At 66.2% G+C, this 21,062-nt stretch carries 17 protein-coding genes; 12 read left to right on the top strand and 5 right to left on the bottom strand.

Annotated elements, in window-relative coordinates; all coding sequences use genetic code 11:
• The first annotated feature begins 134 nt into the window (after nt 1-134).
• The 6 genes from ACWGPT_RS17400 (at nt 135) to dxs (ending at nt 7,845) form a co-directional block, all read left to right on the top strand.
• Nucleotides 135-1,079 (top strand): TAXI family TRAP transporter solute-binding subunit, encoded by a 945-nt coding sequence (locus ACWGPT_RS17400; RefSeq protein WP_452606961.1) that lies wholly within the window; start codon nt 135-137, stop codon nt 1,077-1,079.
• An 80-nt stretch (nt 1,080-1,159) separates the two neighbouring features.
• Complete coding sequence (locus tag ACWGPT_RS17395; protein ID WP_452606890.1) at nt 1,160-3,268, top strand: TRAP transporter permease; 2,109 nt, start codon at nt 1,160-1,162, stop codon at nt 3,266-3,268.
• Nucleotides 3,265-3,660, top strand: coding sequence for a DUF1850 domain-containing protein (locus tag ACWGPT_RS17390; protein ID WP_452606889.1), 396 nt, complete (start codon nt 3,265-3,267; stop codon nt 3,658-3,660). Before ACWGPT_RS17395 ends, ACWGPT_RS17390 begins: the two co-directional genes overlap by 4 nt.
• 79 nt (nt 3,661-3,739) lie before the next feature.
• A complete protein-coding gene (locus ACWGPT_RS17385) occupies nt 3,740-4,846 on the top strand; it encodes a hypothetical protein (protein ID WP_452606888.1) in 1,107 nt (368 codons plus the stop codon).
• A 65-nt stretch (nt 4,847-4,911) separates the two neighbouring features.
• Complete coding sequence (locus tag ACWGPT_RS17380) at nt 4,912-5,835, top strand: pirin family protein (protein ID WP_452606887.1); 924 nt, start codon at nt 4,912-4,914, stop codon at nt 5,833-5,835.
• A gap of 90 nt (nt 5,836-5,925) precedes the next feature.
• Entirely contained in the window at nt 5,926-7,845 is a 1,920-nt protein-coding gene (gene dxs, locus ACWGPT_RS17375) for a 1-deoxy-D-xylulose-5-phosphate synthase (RefSeq protein WP_452606886.1), read from the top strand.
• An 81-nt stretch (nt 7,846-7,926) separates the two neighbouring features.
• On the opposite strand, the gene ACWGPT_RS17370 is transcribed toward dxs, so the two are convergent.
• Nucleotides 7,927-10,002 carry a methyl-accepting chemotaxis protein gene (locus tag ACWGPT_RS17370; RefSeq protein ID WP_452606885.1) on the bottom strand — a complete coding sequence of 692 codons (2,076 nt, stop codon included), beginning with the start codon at nt 10,000-10,002 and terminating at the stop codon, nt 7,927-7,929.
• A gap of 198 nt (nt 10,003-10,200) precedes the next feature.
• Here ACWGPT_RS17370 and ACWGPT_RS17365 point away from each other — a divergent pair, with 198 nt between their 5' ends.
• From ACWGPT_RS17365 to ACWGPT_RS17355, 3 genes are all read left to right on the top strand, one after another.
• The gene (locus tag ACWGPT_RS17365; RefSeq protein WP_452606884.1) at nt 10,201-10,953 is read left to right on the top strand and encodes a TlyA family RNA methyltransferase; all 753 of its coding nucleotides are present in this window, start codon (nt 10,201-10,203) and stop codon (nt 10,951-10,953) included.
• Nucleotides 10,950-12,194, top strand: coding sequence for a class I SAM-dependent RNA methyltransferase (locus ACWGPT_RS17360; RefSeq protein ID WP_452606883.1), 1,245 nt, complete (start codon nt 10,950-10,952; stop codon nt 12,192-12,194). Before ACWGPT_RS17365 ends, ACWGPT_RS17360 begins: the two co-directional genes overlap by 4 nt.
• A 128-nt stretch (nt 12,195-12,322) precedes the next feature.
• Entirely contained in the window at nt 12,323-13,903 is a 1,581-nt protein-coding gene (locus tag ACWGPT_RS17355) for a peroxidase family protein (RefSeq protein ID WP_452606882.1), read from the top strand.
• A 47-nt stretch (nt 13,904-13,950) separates the two neighbouring features.
• Here ACWGPT_RS17355 and ACWGPT_RS17350 read toward each other — a convergent pair whose 3' ends face one another.
• The 4 genes from ACWGPT_RS17350 to ACWGPT_RS17335 all read right to left on the bottom strand — a co-directional run bounded on the left by ACWGPT_RS17350 (nt 13,951) and on the right by ACWGPT_RS17335 (nt 17,808).
• On the bottom strand, nt 13,951-14,706 hold the full coding sequence (locus ACWGPT_RS17350) for a crotonase/enoyl-CoA hydratase family protein (RefSeq protein WP_452606881.1): 756 nt from the start codon (nt 14,704-14,706) through the stop codon (nt 13,951-13,953).
• A gap of 11 nt (nt 14,707-14,717) precedes the next feature.
• Nucleotides 14,718-16,499, bottom strand: coding sequence for an acyl-CoA dehydrogenase (locus ACWGPT_RS17345; RefSeq protein ID WP_452606880.1), 1,782 nt, complete (start codon nt 16,497-16,499; stop codon nt 14,718-14,720).
• Nucleotides 16,500-16,682: 183 nt separating this feature from the next.
• The gene (locus tag ACWGPT_RS17340; RefSeq protein WP_452606879.1) at nt 16,683-17,153 is read right to left on the bottom strand and encodes a BA14K family protein; all 471 of its coding nucleotides are present in this window, start codon (nt 17,151-17,153) and stop codon (nt 16,683-16,685) included.
• 157 nt (nt 17,154-17,310) lie between these two features.
• Entirely contained in the window at nt 17,311-17,808 is a 498-nt protein-coding gene (locus ACWGPT_RS17335; protein ID WP_452606878.1) for a BA14K family protein, read from the bottom strand.
• 151 nt (nt 17,809-17,959) lie between these two features.
• Here ACWGPT_RS17335 and ACWGPT_RS17330 point away from each other — a divergent pair, with 151 nt between their 5' ends.
• Genes ACWGPT_RS17330 through ACWGPT_RS17320 form a run of 3 tightly spaced genes read left to right on the top strand, consistent with a single transcriptional unit; the run spans nt 17,960 to nt 21,036 of the window.
• Nucleotides 17,960-18,565: a DUF6656 family protein gene (locus ACWGPT_RS17330; protein ID WP_452606877.1), complete on the top strand. Its 606-nt coding sequence runs from the start codon at nt 17,960-17,962 to the stop codon at nt 18,563-18,565.
• 46 nt (nt 18,566-18,611) lie between these two features.
• Entirely contained in the window at nt 18,612-19,589 is a 978-nt protein-coding gene (locus ACWGPT_RS17325) for an L-threonylcarbamoyladenylate synthase (RefSeq protein ID WP_452606876.1), read from the top strand.
• A 13-nt stretch (nt 19,590-19,602) separates the two neighbouring features.
• Nucleotides 19,603-21,036: an FAD-binding oxidoreductase gene (locus tag ACWGPT_RS17320; RefSeq protein ID WP_452606875.1), complete on the top strand. Its 1,434-nt coding sequence runs from the start codon at nt 19,603-19,605 to the stop codon at nt 21,034-21,036.
• The last annotated feature ends 26 nt before the right edge of the window (nt 21,037-21,062 follow it).

The raw sequence follows: 21,062 nt of genomic DNA, 5'->3' as shown, positions 1-21,062 counted from the left end.
ATCCTGCATTAGTTGAAGCTTGCAGTAAGTTTGCCCGCTTCGGGCACAAAGCGATTGACGACCCCCTCTCAGTTCCGCATGTTGAGCGCCTGCTGACGATGGCTTTGGGAGGAACAGTCGTGAAATCAAGCAAAATCAAACTCGTGCTCGCCGCAACCCTGGCGGTTTCCGCCACCTTCGCATCCACGGGAGCGAAGGCACAGGAGTTCATCAACGTCCTGACCGGCGGCACGTCGGGCGTCTATTATCCGCTTGGCGTCGCGCTTTCGGAAATCTACGGGGAGAAGATCGAGGGGGCCCGCACCCAGGTGCAGGCGACGAAGGCATCCGTCGAGAACCTCAACCTGCTTCAGGCCGGCCGCGGCGAGATCGGCTTCTCGCTCGGCGATTCCGTCCAGATGGCATGGGAAGGCAATACCGAGGCCGGCTTCCCCGGCAAGCTCGACAAGCTGCGCGGCATTGCCGGCATCTATCCGAACTACATCCAGATCGTCGCCAGCAAGGATTCCGGCGTGAAGTCGCTCGCCGACCTGAAGGGCAAGAGCCTGTCGGTCGGCGCGCCGAAATCCGGAACCGAACTGAACGCGCGGGCTATCTTCGAGGCCGCCGGAATGTCCTACGAGGACCTCGGCAAGACCGAATACCTGCCGTTCGCTGAATCGGTCGAACTGATCAAGAACCGCCAGCTCGACGCGACGCTGCAGTCCGCCGGTCTCGGCGTCGCCTCGATCCGTGACCTCGCCACCTCGCTGCCGATCAACGTCGTCGCCGTTCCGGCAGCGGACGTGGAGAAGATCGGCGCTCCGTATCTTCCGGTCATCATCCCCGCCGGGACCTATGACGGGCAGACCGAAGACGTTCCGACAGCGGCTGTCGGCAACTTCCTCATCACCCATGACGGCGTTTCGGAGGAAACCGTCTACCAGATGACGAAGCTTCTGTTCGAGAACCTGGACCGCCTGGCCGCTTCCCATGCCGCGGCAAAGGCGATCGATCCCAAGAAGGCGCTGGAGGGCATGCCCGTTCCGCTGCATCCCGGCGCGGAGCGCTACTACAAGGAAGCAGGGCTGATGCAGTAAGGCCGGCGACGCATTGATCCCCGTGGCAGCGAAAGCAGCCGCGGGGTTTTCTATTTCAGCTATCGAATATCGAGGGACGAATGAGCGATCTGGCAGCAGTGGAGGGCAAGCCTGCCCCGCATAGCGCGGAAGAGGCAATCGAGGGTCTGCCCTCGGGGTTCGGCAGCGGCATCACCGGCCGCATCGCCTTCTGGATCGCCTTCACCTTCTCGCTGTTCCAGCTGTGGACCGCCGCCTATGGCACGTTGCCGAGCCAGGTCGTGCGCGCCATGCATGTCGGCTTCCTGCTCCTCCTCGGCTTCGTCCTGTTCGGCAATCTCGTGGCCAAGACCAGGGCTGGCAAGATCTGGTTCTGGTCTCTCGGCATCCTCGGCTTCCTGACCGGGATCTACAACTGGGTCTTCTACGAGCAACTGATCCTGCGCAGCGGCTTCCATACGCCGCTGGACCTCGCCGTCGCGACCGTCGCGATCGCGCTGGTCTTCGAGGGCGCGCGGCGGCTGATGGGCCTGCCGCTGACGATCATCGCGGCGATCTTTCTCGCCTACTGCTTCTTCGGCCAGTATTTCCCGCCGCCCTTCATCCATCGCGGCTATGATTTCGAGCTGATCGTTGAGCATTTCGGCTTCGGCACGGAAGGCATCTACGGCACGCCGATCTACGTCTCGGCGGCCTATATCTTCATCTTCGTCGTCTTCGCCGCCTTCCTCGAGCGGGCCGGCATGCTGGCCCTGTTCAACGATTTCGCTCTCGGCCTCGTCGGAACGTGGCGGGGCGGACCGGCGCAGGTCTGCGTCATGTCGTCCGCGCTGATGGGAACCATTTCCGGTTCCGGCGTCGCCAATGTCGTGGCGAGCGGCCAGTTCACCATTCCGCTGATGAAGCGCTTCGGCTTCCGCTCGGCCTTTGCCGGCGGGGTGGAGGCGACCTCCTCGATGGGCGGGCAGATCATGCCGCCGGTCATGGGCGCGGTCGCCTTCATCATGGCGGAAACGCTGAACGTGCCCTACGCGGAGATCGTCAAGGCGGCGCTGATCCCGGCGATCCTCTATTTCGGCGTCTGCTTCTGGACCGTGTTCCTCGAAGCCGGCAAGGCCGGGCTGCGGGGCATGAACAAGTCCGAGCTTCCCAATCCCTGGCTGGCGGTCAAGCAGCACTGGCCGCTCGTGCTGCCGCTCGGCGTCCTGGTATACCTGCTGTTTGCCGGCTACACGCCGATCTTCGCCGGCACGATGGGCCTCGCGCTCGTCGTCGTGCTGATCCTCGGCATGCCGCTCGCGGCCTCGATCGGCCCCTTCGCCTTCCGGGTCGTGTTCTGGCTTGTGGTCGGACTGGCCGCGGCCTCCTTCCTGGAATTCGGCGTCAACTTCCTGGCGATCGTCATCATCGCCCTGATCGCCGGCTGCTTCTTCGTCAAGGGCGGCCGCGAGACGCTCGGGATCTGCCGGGACGCGATGGCCGAGGGCGCCAAGAACGCACTGCCGGTCGGCATTGCCTGCGCGATCGTCGGCATCGTCATCGGCACGCTGACGCTGACCGGGATCGCCTCGACCTTCATCGGCTTCATCATCCGGGTGGGAGAGGACAATCTCTTCCTGTCGCTGGTGCTGACGATGATCACCTGCCTCATCCTCGGCATGGGCATTCCGACGATCCCCAACTACATCATCACCTCGTCGCTTGCGGGCCCTGCCCTGCTGGAGCTCGGCGTGCCGCTGCTGGTCTCGCACATGTTCGTCTTCTACTTCGGGATCATGGCCGACCTGACGCCTCCCGTGGCGCTTGCCTGCTTCGCCGCCGCGCCGATGGCCAAGACGTCGGGGCTGAAAATCTCGATCCAGGCCACCAAGCTTGCGGCGGCGGGCTTCGTCGTGCCCTTCATGGCCGTCTACACACCGGCACTGATGCTGCAGGATGGCGGAGCGATCGCCGCGGCCTGGGGCTATCCGGTTGAGGTCGCCTACGTCTTCGCAAAGGCGTGTTTCGGCATCGCGCTCTGGGGCGTCGCCGTCGTCGGCTTTCTCTTCGCGCCTCTGGCGGTCTGGGAACGGCTGCTCGCCTTCGCGGCCGGCTTCGCCGTCGTCCTCGCACTGCCGTGGACGGACGAGATCGGCTGGGCGCTTGGCGCCTTCGTCGTCGTGCAGCACTGGCTGCGGGCACGCAAGACCCGCTCCGTCGCGCTCCCATGAGCCTCTGCCTGCTGGCGGGCGGCAAGACGCTGGCGCTTGCGATCTCCGCCTTCTCCCTCTCCTGGACGCATTCGGTCCAGAAGACGGAGTGGAGGGAGCGCTGGGAGGTGACCCCAGCAGGACTGGTCCTGGCGGAGGCGGCCGTCAAGGGCTCGGGGGCCGGCATGGAACCGGGGCCCGATGCGTTGCTCCGCGACGGGTGGTGGGTCTGGGCTCCCAAACTGGCGGCGCAGCCACGCATCGTGCTTGCGGCCTCCGGTGCAACGGGAGGCGGCTGGAGGCTCTGCCACGACGCCGGTTGCCTGGAGGTCGGAACCGAAGCCGGCAAACCCGCCGTCATCGAACCCTGCGACGACCCGGGCGACGACAAGGCAACCCCCTCTTCACCATAACCGCGAATCCCGGTGAGGCGTGAACCCGATATTGAGGTGCCGCCCGTAAGGCTTGGCCAGAACAGGATGCAGGAGCCGGATGGGCAGGATTCGACCACTGACGGAGGACGACGCGGGCGCTGTCGCAGCCCTCTTCCAGCGCATCTTCCGAAGACGGGCGACGCCGCCCCCCGCCGCACTCCTCGCCGACATCCGCGCCGTCTACCTTGAGGACGAGTCTTGCGGCCGTGACCTTCCGTCCCTCGTCCATGTCGAGGACGACGGGACACCGAGCGGCTTCATCGGGCGGCACGCGCTTCCCATGACGCTCGACGGCCGGCCGCTTCGCATGGCGCTTTGCAGTTCCATCATGGTCGATCGCGAGAAAACGGGACCGCTTACCGGCGCGAAGCTGCTGAAGGCGGCGCTCGAAGGGCCGCAGGATTTCTCCTTCACCGATACCGCGAGCGACGTTTCCCTTCGGATGTGGCGGGGCCTTGGCGGGGTCGTCCTGCCCTCGCACAGCCTCGACTGGGTGCGCATCATCGATCCGGCCGTCGCCCTGCTGGACGGCGCGGCATACCGCTTTCCGTTTCTTCAGCACCTCAGACCCCTGGCGCGAATGGCGGGACGCCGGATCCGTGGTCGCGTGAAGAACGACGCACTCCGCTGGACGGTCTTTGCGGGCAACCCGAAAGCGGTCACCACGCGAGCGATCAGCGCGGAAGAATTCGCGGCTGTCTTTGCAGCCTGTATCGCGCGCTTCCCGCTGCGGCCCGGATGGAGCGAGGAAGAGACCCTCCGTCTGGCACAGAAAGCGATGGCGAAGCCCGCCTACGGCCAGCCGGTCATCATCGGCATGTTCGACCGCATGCAGGCGGCCATCGGCGCCGGCTTCTACCACCTGCGACCGAACTCCAGCGCCCGGGTACTGCAACTCCTCGCCCTGCCGGGACAGGAAGGAGCGGTGCTCGACGCGCTCCTGGCGGATGCCGCAACGCGCGGGGCGAGCCTTGTGCGCGGACGCATGCAGCCCGCCTTCATGGACGCCATGTTGGGGCGCCGGCTTGCGCTGGTCAACACCGGTTCCAGCATCGTTCATTCCAGCGACGAGGCCATCCTTGCGAGGGTGCGTTCCGGCGAGGCCTTCCTCAACGGGCTCGCCGGCGAGCAATGGAGCCGGCTGATCGGCGGGGCTGGCCGCTAACCGGAACACGCCCAACTGGCAAAGAGGGTCGCCTTCCGCTAGGCTTGGCGCTACAGGAGACCTTCATGTCCTTCTTCCCCGGAACAGATCCGCAGGCCGGCGACAGCTTTGCCTGCGACGCCATCGAGAACCTCATCATCCCGCGGTCGAGCGACATCGGCGGCTTTGCCGTCCGCCGCGCCCTGCCGAGCCGCCAGCGGAGGCTGGTCGGCCCCTTCATCTTCTTCGACCGCATGGGCCCCGCGCTGCTGCGCGCCGGCGAGGCGCTCGACGTCAAGCCGCATCCGCATATCGGGTTGTCGACGGTCACCTATCTCTTCGACGGAGAGATCAAGCATCGCGACAGCCTGGGGACGGAACTGGTCATCCGGCCGGGCGACGTCAACCTGATGACCGCCGGGCGCGGGATCGTCCATTCGGAGCGCACCCCGGAGAACCTGCGCGGGCGGCCGCTTTCCGTTTCCGGCCTGCAGACCTGGCTCGCCCTGCCCGACGACCGGGAGGAGATCGACCCGGCCTTCTCCCACACGGGCTTCGAGGCGATGCCCCTCATCGACAGCGGCGGCGCGAGCGGTCGCGTGGTGATCGGCGACTTCGCCGGCCTCTCCTCGCCGGTGCCCGTCCTCACCGACACGCTCTATGTCGACCTTCGGCTCGAGCCGGGCCGGCGCTTTCCGTTTCCGGCGGCCCACGAGGAAAGGGCGGTCTACATCCTGTCCGGAGAACTCGCGATTGCGGGCGACCGGTTCGCGGCGGACCAGTTGCTCGTCTTCCGCCCCGGCGACGAGATCACCCTGGAGGCAGGGCCGCAGGGCTGTCACGTGATGCTGTTCGGCGGCGCGGCGCTCAATTCCAAGCGCTACATCTGGTGGAACTTCGTCTCCTCCTCCCGCGACAGGATCGAGAAGGCGAAGGAAGAGTGGCGCACCGGGCGCTTCGACATCGTACCTGGGGACGAAGAGGAGTTTGTACCCTTGCCCAATATGTGAAATCCGCTAAGGCACTTACTTGAAAAAGCCTCGTTCCTCCTCATTTTGGAGAACAGCAGCATCCGGAAAGAGCAGAAAAGGCCAGACTCCGTGACATCCCCACCCCAGACTCCCCTGCTCGACGCGGTCAAGTTCCCAGCCGACCTCCGGATGATCGAGGATCGCGACCTGCCGCAACTCGCCCGCGAAGTTCGTGACGAGATGATCGATGCGGTTTCGAAGACGGGCGGGCATCTCGGCGCCGGACTGGGCGTGGTGGAACTGACCATCGCCATCCACAAGGTCTTCAACACGCCGGACGACCGGCTGATCTTCGACGTCGGGCACCAGTGCTATCCGCACAAGATCCTGACCGGCCGGCGGGACCGTATCCGCACGCTGCGCCAGGAAAACGGGCTCTCCGGCTTCACCCGCAGGGCCGAAAGCGAATACGACCCCTTCGGCGCCGCCCATTCGTCGACGTCGATTTCGGCGGGCCTCGGCATGGCGGTTGCCGCAGACCTCAGCGGATCGAAGCGCAACGTCATCGCGGTGATCGGCGACGGGGCGATGTCGGCCGGCATGGCCTATGAAGCGCTCAACAATGCGGGCGCGCTCGACGCACGCCTCATCGTCATCCTCAACGACAACGACATGTCGATCGCGCCGCCGACCGGGGCGATGAGCGCCTATCTGGCGCGGCTCGCCTCCGGGCGCACTTACATGGGCGTGCGGGAAATCGGCAAGAAGCTGACGGCCTATCTCGGCAAGGGCGTCGACCGCGCCATCACCCGCGCCGTGGAGCACGCCCGCGGCTACGTGACCGGCGGCACCATGTTCGAGGAGATGGGGTTCTACCATATCGGCCCGATCGACGGGCATTCCTTCGAGCACCTTCTGCCGGTGCTGCGCAACGTGCGCGACAACGGACAGGGTCCCGTGCTGATCCATGTCTGCACCCAGAAGGGCAAGGGCTACGCGCCCGCCGAGGCCGCCGCCGACAAGTATCACGGCGTCAACAAGTTCGACGTCATCACCGGAACCCAGGCCAAGGCCAAGCCCAACGCGCCGAGCTATACCAGCGTCTTCGGCGAATCGCTGGTGCAGGAAGCGCGCTTCGACGAGAAGATCGTCGGCATCACGGCCGCCATGCCGAACGGCACCGGGATCGACAAGCTGGCTGAGGTCTTCCCGTCGCGAACATTCGACGTCGGGATCGCCGAGCAGCATGCGGTGACCTTTGCGGCCGGGCTTGCGGCGGAAGGGTTCAAGCCTTTCTGCGCTATCTATTCCACCTTCCTGCAGCGCGGCTACGACCAGGTCGTCCACGACGTGGCGATCCAGGGCCTGCCGGTGCGCTTCCCGATCGACCGGGCGGGCTTCGTCGGCGCCGACGGTCCGACGCATGCGGGCTCCTTCGACACGACCTTCCTCGCCACCCTGCCCGGCGTGGTGGTGATGGCGGCAGCCGACGAGGCGGAACTGAAGCACATGGTGCGGACGGCCGCCGCCTACGACGAGGGCCCGATCTCCTTCCGCTATCCGCGCGGCGAGGGTGTTGGCGTCGAAATGCCGGAACGCGGCCAGATCCTCCAGATCGGCAAGGGCCGGATCGTCAAGGAAGGGACCAGGGTCGCGCTGCTTTCCTTCGGCACCCGTCTCCGCGACTGTCTGCTGGCGGCCGAAGACCTCGATGCGGCGGGCCTTTCCACGACGGTGGCGGACGCCCGCTTCGCCAAGCCGCTCGACCGCGACCTCATCCGCCAGCTTGCCCGCCATCACGACGTGCTGATCACCATCGAAGAGGGTGCGATCGGCGGCTTCGGCTCGCATGTGATGCACTTCCTGGCCTCCGAGGCTCTGCTGGACCAGGGTCTCAGGGTCAGGCCGATGGTCCTGCCCGATCTTTGGATGGAGCAGGCGAGCCCGGACGCAATGTATGCCAGGGCCGGCCTCGACCGTGCCGGCATCGTCTCCACCGTCTTCAGCGCGCTGGGACAGAAGGGCGTGGACGTCGGGGCGGCGGGGTGAACTGACCCGCCCTTCATCTTCTGGACAGCAAAACGGCCGGGCATGACCCGGCCGTTTTGCGTTTCTCCATGCCCGCGAGGATCAGAATTCCTCCCAGCTGTCGGCACTGGGGTTCGCGGCAGCTGACCCGCCACCGAAGGCTGCGGACAGCTTCCCGTGCAGGGCGCTCGCCGGTGACGGCGCGGGCCGCGAGGAAGGTGTCGCGGGGGCAGGCTTACGTCCCGACGCCGGCTCGATCGCGGGCCGGGATGCCGGTGCTGCCGCGCGTGCGGGAGCCGCCATGGAGGCAGCCGGCGCCTGGACCGGGGACCGCGACGGCGCGGCTGTGGCAGCACCTGGCGCCGCACCGCGCGCCACGCTGCCGGCCGCCCCGCCTCCGAGGTTGAACTGGCGCAGCAGGGAGTTCATCGATTCCGCTTCCCGTGCCAGCGAATGGCTGGCGGCGGTCTGCTGCTCGACCATGGCGGAGTTCTGCTGCGTGCCCTGGTCCATGGTGTTGACGGCGACATTGATTTCCTGGAGGCCGGTCGACTGTTCCCGGGTGGAGATGACGATCGCCCGGATGTGTTCGTCGATTTCCTGGACCTCGCCGACGATCGCCTCAAGCGCCTTGCCCGTCTGGCCGACCAGGGCGACGCCGGAATCCACGTGTTCGCCCGACGTGGTGATCAGCGACTTGATCTCCTTCGCCGCATTGGCCGAGCGCTGGGCGAGTTCGCGCACCTCCTGCGCCACGACCGCGAAGCCCTTTCCGGCTTCGCCGGCGCGAGCGGCTTCCACTCCGGCATTGAGCGCCAGCAGGTTCGTCTGGAACGCGATGTCGTCGATGACGCTGATGATGTTGATGATCTCGCTCGAAGACTTGGAGATCTGTTCCATTGCGGAAACCGCCTTGCGAACGACCTCGCCGGACTTCTCGGCACCGACACGGGCGCGCTCGACGCGTTCGCCGACATCCTCGGCGCGCTTGGCGGCATCCTTGACGGTGGTGGTGACCTGTTCGAGGGCGGCTGCGGTTTCCTCTACGGAAGCGGCCTGCTGTTCGGTACGACGCGCCAGATCGTCGGCGGCGGTGCGAACTTCCTCTGCCCCTGCGTTGATGGCCGCCGCATTCGCACCGACCGACTGGAGTGCTGCCTGGAGCCTCGCCACAGCCTCGTTGAAATCGACGCGGAGGCGATCGAGATTGCCGGTGAAGGGGGTGTCGATCCGGTAGGCGACATCGCCGTTCGCGAGGCTCGAAAGCCCGGTCGCCAGCGCGTTCACGGCGAACTCGATCTGGCCGGATTCGCGCGTCTTGATCTCGTCATTGCTCATCCGCTCGCGATCCGCGGCGGCGCGGATCGCCTCGCTTTCCTGCTCGATGCGGATTTTCTCGATGGCGGAATCCTTGAAGACTGCGACGGCCTTCGCCATCTCGCCGACTTCGTCTCCCCGTCCGAGCGCCGGGACCTCGATGTCGTTGTTGCCGGAGGCGAGTTCGGTCATCGCCCTCGTCATGCCGACGATCGGGGTGACGATCGCCCGCGACAGGGCCCATACCAGGCCGGTCGCGATCAGGCCCGCCGCAGCGCCGCCGAATAGCAGCGCCAGCATGATGTCCCACTGGGCGCGTTCCTGGTTTTCCTGCAGCGAGGCGACGAGCACGCCGGCGTCCTCTTTGATCTTCGCGGCGGTTTCGCGGAAGGCGTCGAGCTGGCCCCTCGACTGGTTCCTGCCGATCTCGATGATCTCCTCGATCGGCGCCTCGGTGCTTCTGCGGGCGGCAAGCTGCGGCTCGCTCAGCTGCGTGTGGAAGACGTCCGCGGCGGCGCGCATCTGGTCGAGCGATGCGATCAAGCCCGGTTGCCCGGCTGCGGCCTTCTTGGCCTCCTCGATCGCGGCGATCATTTTGTCGCGCTGGGCAAAGACCTCGTTATAGGTGCTGTCGCTGCGGAAAAGCAGGAAACCGCGCTGGTTGACGGCCTGCTCGAGCATGGCCTCCAGGGCATTGTCCACCTGGTGCAGGATTTCCTGCGCCCGCGTCTGCTCTCCGGAGGCGCGGGTGGACTTCACGACCTGCCAGAAGACGATCGCCGAGGCGAGCAGGCAGACGGACATGACCGCAAAAAACGTGCCGATGAGTTTCTTGTTGAGGGAGAGATTATTGAGCGACATGGCCTTCCCGTTACGTGACTGAGCAGGGATTTGAGGAGCCGAAGTCATTTCGGGCCGTCCTGACGACGGCAGCGCCGGGAATGGCGTTCCCGACAGTCAACCGGATGCGGCTTAAAATTCGATTGATATTCGCTCCAACCTTTGACCCGTCGGCCCGCGCTGCTTGCATCCCGACCGAAAGGGCTCCATGGAGGGCGCATGTCCCATCATCCGCCGCAACGCCTCGATCAACTCCTGCTGACCCTCGGCCTGTTCGCCAGCCGCTCGCGTGCGCGCGACGCGATCGTGCGCGGGACCGTGAGGGTGAACGGCCAGGTCGCCAGCAAGCCCGGCCAGACCTTTGCCGACGATGTGGAAATCCAGATAGACGACCCTGCCCAGGAATACGTCTCCCGCGCCGCCCTGAAGCTGGTGGCGGCGCTCGATCATTTCGGGCTCGACCCATCGGGACGCAACTGCCTCGACGTGGGCGCCTCGACCGGAGGCTTCACGCAGGTCCTGCTGCAACGGGAGGCGGCGCATGTCACGGCGATCGACGTCGGGCACGGGCAGATGCATCCCTCGCTTGCGACCGATCCGCGGGTGACGAACGTCGAAGGCCTCAATGCACGGGCCCTTTGCCCGGACGACCTCGATGGCCGGCCGATCGAGTTCGTCGTCTCCGACGTCTCCTTCATCTCGCTGAGGCTCGCCCTGCCGCCGGTGTTGAAACTGGCGGAGCCCGGGGCCATATGCGTGCTTCTCGTCAAGCCGCAGTTCGAGGCGGGCCGCGAGGCAATCGGCAAGGGCGGCCTCCTGAAGGAACCGGAGAGCGGACCCGCGGTCGCGGCAACGCTGGACACCTGGCTGACGGAAGAGATGGGCTGGCGCAGCCTCGGCCTCATCCCCTCCCCCATATCCGGCGGCGACGGCAACCAGGAATACCTGCTGGCAGGAATGAAAGACAGATGAGCACGCTGACGGTCACCATCGACAGGCTTGGCGCCCAGGGGCACGGAATTGCCAGCACGGCAGAGGGGCCGGTCTACGTGCCGCACGCACTGCCTGGAGAAACGGTGGCGATTGCCCGCAACGGCAGCCATGGCGCCCTTCTTTCGACGAGCGCCGTTTCCCCGGACCGCGTGGCGCCCATCTGTCGCCATTTCGACCCGGACCGGGACGCCTGCGGCGGCTGCTCGCTGCAGCATCTGGCCGAGGCACCGTACCGAGCCTTCAAGCGCATCCTCATCGTCGATGCCTTGCGAAGCAAGGGCCTGGCGCCGGAGGTGGAACCGCTCGTCTCCTGCGGGCTCGGCCAGCGGCGGCGCACGGTCTTCACGGCGCGCCGGACCGACAAGGGCCTTCTTCTCGGCTTCAACCGGGCTGAGACCAATCACATCGTCTCGATCGAGGAATGTCCCGTCGCTGCCCCTGCGATCGTCGCGCAACTGGACGCGCTGCGATCGGTTGCGGCTTCCATTGCCGGGGGCTCGGAGAGTTTCCGGCTGACGGTGCTGAATACGCTTTCCGGACTAGACGTGGCGGCCGAGGGCGTGAAGCCCCTCGACGACAAGCGACGGCGGGCGGCGATTGAGACGGTGATGCGTCTCGGCGCGATCGCCCGGGTTTCCGTGAACGGCGAGATCCTCATCGAGCCGCGCAAGCCGCTGGTCGATTTCGGCGGTGCACTCGTCACCCCGCCCCCCGGCGCCTTCATGCAGGCGACGAAGGAGGCGGAGGACGCCATGGCCGCCCTCGTGTCCGCCCATGTCGGCAAGTCGAAACGCGTGCTGGACCTCTTCGCCGGCTCCGGGACCTTTGCGCTTCGCCTGGCGCGGGCGGCCCGTGTCCATGCCGTGGAAGGAGAGGACAAGCCCTTGCGAGCACTCGACCAGGCGGCCCGCGCGACGCAGGGCCTCAAGCCCGTGACGGTGGAAAAGCGGGACCTCTTCCGCCGGCCGCTGACGACCCAGGAGCTGAAGGTCTTCGACGCGGTCGTCTTCGACCCGCCACGCGCCGGCGCGGAGGCGCAGGTCAGGGAACTGGCCCGCTCCGGCGTCCGGAAGGTGGCGGCGGTCAGTTGCAACCCCCTCACCCTGGCGCGCGACCTGCGGCTGCTGGTCGATGGCGGCTACGAGATCCGCTCGGTCGTGCCGGTGGACCAGTTCCTCTGGTCGCCGCATGTGGAAGCCGTCGCCCTTCTCCAGCGCTGAGACGCTCCGGACAACCCCGTGCAGCCGCAGATTGAGTCAGCGGTTGGTTGTGTCCGGCAACCCTCGATGCAATCATAGCGATTATTCCAGAGCGAAGATAATCGTGGATTGCACGAGGAGGGGACGTCATGACTAACATTGCGATGCATGGACATGGTGTGCGCGGCATGAAGCGCGAGACGCTGCATTCCTTCAACGGGATCGGCGACCCCGGAAAATTCGGCGTGATGTTTCCGAACCTGTTGCCGCTCTATGCGGACGACGATGCACTGTTCGAACTTGCCAAGGCTATGCGGGACCAGGGCGCGGTGGGCGCCGACCCCGATCCCGGCGGCGACAACGAGAACATCCCGGCCGGCTATACCTATCTCGGCCAGTTCATCGACCACGACATCACGCTGGACACGACGCCTCTCGAGCAGCAGAAGGCCGATCCCAAGGCGACCGACAATTTCCGGACGCCGGCGCTCGATCTCGATTCACTCTATGGGGACGGACCGGGTATCCATCCCTACCTCTACCAGCGCGACAAGACGACGTTCGACATCACGCCGCTGCTCCTCATCGGCAAGACGGGCGCGTCGGACAACGAGCTCGGCGAGACCATCCCCTCGCTCCGGCACGACCTGCCGCGCAACCAGGTGGGCCATGCGCTGATCTTCGACGAACGCAACGACGAGAACCTGCTGGTGGCGCAGACGCATTTGCTGATGCTCCGCTTCCACAACGCGGTCGTCGACTGGCTGCAGAAGAACGGCTCGCCGCTGACCGGTGGCGCCCTGTTTCTCGAGGCGCGCCGGATCGTGACCTGGCACTACCAGTGGATCGTCCTCTTCGACTTCGTGGAGCGGCTGACGGAACCGGGCCTGATCAACCGCATCAAGAACAAGGGCCGGGAATTCTACCGGTTCAAGAGGCGTCCCTACATGCCGGCAGAGTTTGCCGCGGGGTGTTACCGGCTCGGACACTCCATGGTTCGCGAGACCTACAGCCACAATCGCGCCTTCCATCCCGGAAGCCCGCGGATTGCCAATGGCAGCCTGCAGGCGCTGTTCTTCTTCACCGGCAAGTCCGGAAAGATCGTCGGCGAGCTGGCCCCGGTGTCTCCTCCGCCCCCGCCCCCTCTTCCCCCGCTTGCGGAACTGCCCTCGAACTGGGTGATCGACTGGCGGCGGTTCTTCGACGTGGTCGGCCAGGGCGGGACGGATTTCACCTTCAACTTCTCGCGAAAGCTCGATCCGTTCATCGCGCCGTCGCTGCACACGTTGCCGGGCCTGCGCGAGGACCCGACGGAGCAGCAGCAGCGGGATGCGAACCTTCCCTTCCGCAATCTGCGGCGCGGCGTACAGATCGGCCTGCCTTCGGGCCAGGCCGTCTGTCGCGCGATGAAGATCCAGCCGATGACACCGGTCGAGATCGCCACCGGGCCGGATGGCAAGGTCGCGGAAAAGCACGGCCTGCACGAGGAGACGCCGCTCTGGTACTACGTCCTGAAGGAGGCGCAGCATTACCATGACGGAAAGCGCCTGGGTCCGATGGCATCGACCATCGTGGCGGAGACCTTCCTCGGCCTGGTCCACGGGGACCACGAGTCCTTCCTCTGGAAGAGGTCCAACTGGAAACCGGAACTGCCGTGCAAGCAGGAGGGTCATTTCACGATGGCGGACCTCATCCGCTTCGTGGGCGACATCAACCCGCTCGGGCCCTGAACAGCCGAACCAACCTGTGCTTCAGGCGTGGACGGCCATGCGCCGCCTCAACGGCGCATGAAGGCCTCGAAAGCGGCGCGGGCCTCGGCGCTGCGAAGCTGTGCGGTGAAGTGCACCAGTTCCTCGTCCATGCGCGCCAAAACGTCGTCGCCGTTTCCGCGGATGAGGTCGCGGGCGATCTTCATGGCATGCGGCGGCTTGGCGGCAAGGCTCGCCGCAAGCGCGAGCGTCTCGGTCTCGACGGCATCCTGCGGCACCACCTTCCAGACGATGCCGGCCTCGCGGGCCTGCTCGCCGGAGAAGCCTTCGCCGGCAGCGAGCAGTGCGAAGGCGCGCTGGTGGCCCATGACGCGCGGCGCGATCAGGCTGGAGGCAGCCTCCGGCACGAGCGCAAGGTCCACGAACGGCGTGCGGAAATGGGCGCGATCGGACGCGATGGTCATGTCGCAGTGGAGATGGATCGTGGTGCCGATGCCGATCGCGAGGCCGTCCACGCCGGAGACCATGGGCTTGCCGCAGGTGGCAAGCGCCTGCAGGAAGTCCGCGGCCGAGGGACGACCGCCGCCACTCATGGCGTAGGCGAGGAAGTCGCCCATGTCATTGCCGGCGGAAAAGCAGTTGTCGGTCCCGAGAAAGGCGACGGCGCGAATGCCGTCGTGGCTGTCAGCCTCGCGCAGGGCTTCCGTCATCCGCCCGTACATGGCGGTGGTGATGGCGTTCTTCTTCTCCGGCCGGTTGAAGCGGATGACGAGGACGCCGGGTTGCTGATCGGGCCGCTCGACGAGGATGTGGTTGTCGCTCATGACGTCTCTCCTCAGGCGAGCGCGGCGCGGGCCGCCTCGAGGCTCGCCGCACCTTCGACCACCTGGCGCTTCAGCGCCGCCGTTTCCGGCAGCAGGTTCTCCACGGCGAAGCGGCAGAGCGTCAGCCGCGGCCCTTTCCGGCCGTCGTCGGAAGGCGCAAGCGCGCCCTTGGCAAGATAGGTGCCAGTGAGAACGAGGCCGAACAGGCGCTGGTAGGGCGTCGCGCCCGCGAGCGCTTCCGCAACGCGTCCTTCCGACTGCGCATTCAGGAGCCAGCCGGTCGCGGTCTCGAGATCGGCGATCGCCTCCCGCAGGCGCTCGGCCGTCGCGCCGAAAGCCGGCTCGTTGGAGGCGGCGACGCGCTCGGCAATGTCCTTCAGTTCCGCGATGAAGCCGCTCACCTGCGCCCCGCCCGAGAGCGGCAGCTTGCGGGCCACGAGGTCGATCGCCTGGATGCCGTTAGTGCCTTCGTAGATCGGGGCGATGCGGGCGTCGCGGAGATAGCGGGCAGCGCCGGTCTCCTCGATGAAGCCCATGCCGCCATGGACCTGGATGCCGAGGGAGGCGACGTCCACGCCGGCATCGGTGGCAAACGACTTGGCGATCGGCGTCAGCAGTGCTGCGCGCTCGCCCCAGGTCTTCGCCTCGTCGCCTTCGGCGTGGCCAGCCATGTCGATGGCGTGGGCACAGGCATAGCAGATCGCGCGCGAGCCCTGGGTCAGGGCCTTCATCGTCAGCAGCATGCGGGCGACATCGGGATGTTCGATGATCGGGCTCATGCCGGTCCCCGTCCAGCCGGGCGCCTTGCCCTGGGTGCGCTCGCGGGCATATTCGATCGCCTTCTGGGTGGCGGCTTCCGCAATGGCGACGCCCTGCATGCCGACCGCGAGACGGGCATTGTTCATCATCGTGAACATGCAGGCGAGACCCTTGTTCTCCTCGCCGACCAGCCAGCCGATCGCGCCCTTCTCATCGCCGAACCTGCCGTCGCCGTAGATCATCGTGCAGGTGGGCGAGCCGTGGATGCCGAGCTTGTGTTCGATGGAATGGCAGAAGACGTCGTTGCGGGCCCCGATCGAGCCGTCTTCCTCGACGAGGAACTTCGGCACGAGAAAGAGCGAGATGCCGCGCGTGCCGGCCGGCGCATCGGGAAGACGCGCCAGCACGAGGTGGATGATGTTTTCGGCCGCGTCGTGCTCGCCCCATGTGATGAAGATCTTCTGGCCGAAGATACGGTAGGTGCCGTCGTCGCGGCGTTCGGCGCGCGTCTTGAGGACGCCGAGGTCGGAACCGGCATGGGGCTCGGTCAGGTTCATGGTCCCGGTCCACTCGCCGGAAACGAGCTTTTCGAGATATCTGGCCTTGAGGGCGTCGCTGCCGTGCTTTTCGAGAGCCTCGATCGCGCCCATGGTGAGCGTCGGCGCGAGCGCGAAGGCCATCGAGGCCGAGTTCCACATCTCCAGCGCGGCGACGTTCAGCATGTGCGGCAGGTTCTGGCCGCCGTAGGCTTCCGGCGCGATCAGCCCGTTCCAGCCGCCTTCGCGCCAGTTGCGATAGAGGTCGGCCCAGCCGTCCGGCGTGGTGACGACGCCGTCCGAAATCCGGGCTCCCTGCCGGTCGCCGACCTCGCCGAGCGGTGCCATCTCGTTGGTGGCAAAGCGGCCCGCCTCCTCGAGGATGGCCTCCACCAGATCAGCGGAAAGATCGCCCAGCCTGCCTGCCTCGACAGCGCCGGCAAGGCCGGCGACGTGGTTCAGGGTGAAGGCGATCTCCTCGACCGGAGCCTTGTACATGGTGCATCCTCCTCATGGGCCGACGGGCCTTAACCGGCCGGAAAAACTCCCCTGCTTTTTACGTAAACGTAAATCGACTTGTCAATGGAGTTGCCCGAAGGCAAGCCGGTAAACAAACGGCAAAGGCCCGCCCGGGAACGCCGGACGGGCCTCGTTTTATGGTGCGCAGGACCACCCGCGAACTCAGTAGTAGGGCGAGTAGCACTGCCGCCGTGGGCCGTTATAGGGCTGGAAGGTGTTCGAATACGGATCGTAGGAGCGATACCGCGCCTGGCACCACTCATAGTGACGGGGATTGATGCCACTCGCGCCATAGGCCGGCGGCGGGGGCGGGGGCGGCGGCAGCGGATCCGCGTAGCGAGGCGGTGCCGCGAGCGCGCCGCCGATCAGCGCCCCGGCACCAAAGGCGGCAAGCGGGAACCAGTAGCCGTCATGATAGCGGTAGCCCGGCCGGTGATGGCGGTAACCGCGATGCCCGTGGTAATAGCCGCGGGGGCCGCCACGGTGGCGGACCTCAGTCACATCCGACTTCATCTCGATCTTCGCGGCCGGAGCCGCGACGACCGGCATGGCCGCCTGGGCGGGCATGAACGTCGTGCCGACGGCCGCAACCGAAAGGGCAGCGATCGCGACTTTCCTGAACAGCATTTTCATCGTGTTCTCCATTCAAGTTGACTGTCTGCGTTCCCATCGACCTGCGCAGGGTTACGAACGGCAAGCTGAACCCTCGATTAACGTCAACGGGACGTCGGGACGGAACGAGAAAGCCCCCCCCGGGATGGGGACGGCAGGCGGTTCATGGCATCAGCCATTACGAGTAGGGCGAATTGCATCTGCGACGCGGTCCATTATACGGCTGATAGGTATTGTCCGAGGCGCGGTAGGAACGATACCGGCTCTCGCACCACTGGTAATGGCGCGCGCTGTGGCTACCGCTCGGTCGTGCCTGGGTCGCACCGCCGATGATTGCGCCGGCAGCGAAGGCCGCCATCGGGAACCAGTAGCCGTTATGATAGCGGTAGCCCGGGCGACGGTCGCGATAGCCGCGGTAGCCGTTATAGAAGCCGCCCCGCTCCACACGGAAGTCCCGGCGCGGATCCCGGCGGTCAAGCCGCCGGTCGAAGCGGCGGTCCAGGCGGCGGTCAAGCCGGCGTTCGAAACGACTATTGTACTGGACGTCGGTAACGACGCCCTGGGCCGCGGCCACCGGAGCGGCGGGCAACGGCATGGCCTGAACCGGGACGTAGCTTGTCACGGTCACTGCCAGTGCCGCGACCACCGTGGTGAGGCGAAACGTGAGTTTTCCCATGAGTGGCTGTCTCCTCTTTTTCTTCAATGGGTGGGAAACGGGGGAGGCGCACCATCGTTCCCCTCTCGAGCGAGGGGATGCTTCCTGCGGCGATACGCATGGTTAACCATAAGCGGCTAGCATCGTGCGAGCAGACCGAAGGAAGCAGACGGTGCAGGCAAGCGCGAAGCGGCGTTACTACCAGAAAGCGGCGCCGCGGCGCCCTTCCCCCACCAGCGTGGCACCCCATTCCGAATTCCTGCGGACGGGCAAAATCGAACGCGGGCCGACGTGGGACCGCGACACGAAGCGATACATCACGTTCGAGGATGTGGCCGAGAGCACGAACCGGAAGCTGGTGCGGGCGGGCGAGACGACCCACGAACGGATCAACGGCTTCCACAAGTCCATCCGCTTCCCGAAGGTGATCTTCTCGCGGGTGTTCGAAGACATACCGCATCTGGGCTACTGCCACGTCACCACGTCCAGCACGCGCTTCAAACAAAGGGGACCGGTCCACTGGTCCTTCTACATTGCCAATTTCTCCTCCGACATCAGCGAGAGCTATCCGTTCTTCGAGAACATCCGCATCAGCAGTGCGCGCATGTATTTTGCCGTCGCATACGAAAAGGCCGCCGGCGATACGCTCCGCATCGACCGGTCGCTGCGCAAGGACGGGCTCCTCTTCCGGACGGACGATCCGCGCGAGGCGATGAAGAACCTTCTCCTGCTTGGCGCACCGAACCAGCCGCTCCGGGCGATGATCGAGAAGCTCTAGCAATTTTGCGTTGCCGACGCCGGGCGTTACGCGTTAGGACGCGGACATGACGGCAAGGATCATCCATCTGGCAACCGACGAGGAACGCGCCCTGCAGGAGGCGACGGATGCGCTGGCCGAAGGTCTGCCGGTCGCTCTCCCGACCGAGACCGTCTATGGCCTTGCGGCGGATGCCACCAATCCCACGGCGCTGACGCGGATCTACGAGACAAAGGGGCGGCCCCGCTTCAATCCGCTGATCTGCCATGTGGCGGATCTTGCGATGGCCCGGGAGCACGCGGTCTTCGACCCGATCTCGCAACTGCTGGCCGAGCATTTCTGGCCTGGTCCCCTGACATTGGTCCTGCCCCTGAGGGAGGGGACGCCGATCCACCCCCTGGCGACGGCCGGGCTCGATACGGTCGGGATGAGGGTTCCCGTCGGCTTTGCGAGCGCGGTCATACGCCGGCTCGGCAGGCCGCTTGCCGCCCCGAGCGCCAATACATCCGGCAAGGTGAGCCCGACGAGCGCGCAGCACGTGGACGAGGATCTCGGCGAAAAGCTGACGCTGATCATCGACGGCGACGCGGCGCCGGTGGGCGTCGAATCGACGATCGTCCGCGTCGAGGGAAACACAGTCCGGCTACTGCGTCCGGGCGGGATCTCCGCCGACGAGATCGAAGCGGTGACCGGGATGCCGATCGTCAGGCCGGAAGGACCGGCAACGACGATCGAGGCACCCGGCATGCTCGTTTCGCATTACGCCCCCGGCGCGCCGGTGCGGCTCAATGCGGTCGATGTGGAGCCGGATGAAGCGCTGATCGCCTTCGGGGCCCGGGACGTCGCCGGGCAGAACAAGGCCCGGGCCGTGGTCAACCTCAGCCCGGCCGGCGACCTGGCAGAAGCCGCCGCCAATCTTTTCGACTACCTGAAGAAGGCCGATGCGGTGGCACCCCGCCGGATCGCCGTGGCCCCGATCCCCGAGGAGGGACTGGGAGAGGCCATCAACGATCGTCTCGCGCGCGCCGCGGCGCCCCGAGGCTAGCGAGGAAGCCCGGATGGATACGCCCCGCACACCCGCCGACATCCTGGAACGCTTTGCCGCCATCGTCGGCCCGGCCAATGCCTTGCGCGACCCGGAACAGATCGCGCCGCGGCTTGTGGAAAACCGCGGCCTCTATCGGGGCGCGTCCCCGATGATCCTGCGGCCGGGCTCGACGCGCGAGGTTTCCGACATCCTCCGGCTTGCAACCGAGACCCGCACGCCGATCGTGCCGCAGACGGGCAATACCGGGCTCGTGGGCGGCCAGGTGCCGCGGGAAGGAGGGAGCGACCTCATCGTCTCGCTCGAACGGATGAACCGCATTCTCGACGTCGATCCAGTGGCGAATGTGCTCGCCACGGAAGGCGGCGCCATCCTCGCGGACGTGCAGAAGGCGGCCGAGGGCGTGGAGCGCCTCTTTCCCCTGTCGCTCGGATCGGAAGGCTCCTGCCGGATCGGCGGCAACCTTTCCACGAATGCGGGCGGCACGGCGGTGCTTGCCTACGGAAACGCGCGCCAGCTCTGCCTCGGCCTCGAAGTCGTGCTGCCGACCGGCGAGATCTGGGACGGGATGCGGCGGCTGAAGAAGGACAATACCGGCTACGACCTGCGCGACCTCTTCATCGGCGCGGAGGGCACGCTCGGCATCATTACCGGCGCGGTGCTGAAGCTTTTCCCGCAGCCAATCGGCCGGCAGGTCGCGTTCGCGGGGCTGAATTCGCCCGCCGATGCCCTGCGCGTGTTCGAGAAGGCATCGAACCTGTGCGGCACGTCGCTGACGGGTTTCGAGCTGATGCCGCGTCTCGGGGTCGAGTTCACGACGCGCCATATCGAAGGCGTGCGCGATCCCCTTGCCGAGCCCCATCCCTGGTACGCACTGATCGACATCTCCACCTCCGACTCCGCACAGACCGCCGAGACCATGGTGCAGGCGCTGCTCGAATGGGGCCTGGAGACGGGGCTCGTGCGCGACGCCGTCATCGCCAGTTCCGTGGCGCAGCAGAAGGCGCTCTTGCACATGCGCGAAAGCATGTCGGACGCGCAGAAGCCCGAGGGTGGCTCGATCAAGCACGATGTCTCGGTTCCGGTTTCCAGCATCCCGAAATTCATGGAGGAGGCGGACGCCGCGGTGATGGCCGCCATGCCGGGGGCGCGCATCTGCGCCTTCGGGCACCTGGGCGACGGAAACATCCACTACAACATCTCGCAGCCCGTCGGCGCCGACAAGGCCGCCTTCCTGGCCCGCTGGCACGAGATCAACGGGATCGTCCACGCGATCGTCCTGTCGTTCAACGGCTCCATCTCCGCCGAACACGGCATCGGCCAGCTGAAGCGCGACGAACTGGCCCGCATCCGGCCGGCGATTGAGATCGACCTGATGCGGCGCATCAAGCGGGCCTTCGATCCCGCCAACATCATGAACCCGGGCAAGGTCCTCGTCATCGAGTGAGGCGGGCGGCGGCCCGGGCGTTGACG

It is taken from the genome of Pseudorhizobium sp. NPDC055634 (assembly GCF_053618655.1).
This window is presented reverse-complemented; position numbering and strand designations above follow the sequence as displayed.

Coding starts and splice junctions, on each gene's coding strand:
- ACWGPT_RS17360 (WP_452606883.1), top strand. CDS start 10,950: ATGAGCACGCTGACGGTCACCATCGACAGGCTTGGCGCCCAGGGGCAC.
- ACWGPT_RS17385 (WP_452606888.1), top strand. CDS start 3,740: ATGGGCAGGATTCGACCACTGACGGAGGACGACGCGGGCGCTGTCGCA.
- ACWGPT_RS17335 (WP_452606878.1), bottom strand. CDS start 17,808: ATGGGAAAACTCACGTTTCGCCTCACCACGGTGGTCGCGGCACTGGCA.
- ACWGPT_RS17380 (WP_452606887.1), top strand. CDS start 4,912: ATGTCCTTCTTCCCCGGAACAGATCCGCAGGCCGGCGACAGCTTTGCC.
- ACWGPT_RS17325 (WP_452606876.1), top strand. CDS start 18,612: ATGACGGCAAGGATCATCCATCTGGCAACCGACGAGGAACGCGCCCTG.
- ACWGPT_RS17370 (WP_452606885.1), bottom strand. CDS start 10,002: ATGTCGCTCAATAATCTCTCCCTCAACAAGAAACTCATCGGCACGTTT.
- ACWGPT_RS17365 (WP_452606884.1), top strand. CDS start 10,201: ATGTCCCATCATCCGCCGCAACGCCTCGATCAACTCCTGCTGACCCTC.
- ACWGPT_RS17355 (WP_452606882.1), top strand. CDS start 12,323: ATGACTAACATTGCGATGCATGGACATGGTGTGCGCGGCATGAAGCGC.
- ACWGPT_RS17390 (WP_452606889.1), top strand. CDS start 3,265: ATGAGCCTCTGCCTGCTGGCGGGCGGCAAGACGCTGGCGCTTGCGATC.
- ACWGPT_RS17395 (WP_452606890.1), top strand. CDS start 1,160: ATGAGCGATCTGGCAGCAGTGGAGGGCAAGCCTGCCCCGCATAGCGCG.
- ACWGPT_RS17320 (WP_452606875.1), top strand. CDS start 19,603: ATGGATACGCCCCGCACACCCGCCGACATCCTGGAACGCTTTGCCGCC.
- ACWGPT_RS17345 (WP_452606880.1), bottom strand. CDS start 16,499: ATGTACAAGGCTCCGGTCGAGGAGATCGCCTTCACCCTGAACCACGTC.
- ACWGPT_RS17350 (WP_452606881.1), bottom strand. CDS start 14,706: ATGAGCGACAACCACATCCTCGTCGAGCGGCCCGATCAGCAACCCGGC.
- ACWGPT_RS17340 (WP_452606879.1), bottom strand. CDS start 17,153: ATGAAAATGCTGTTCAGGAAAGTCGCGATCGCTGCCCTTTCGGTTGCG.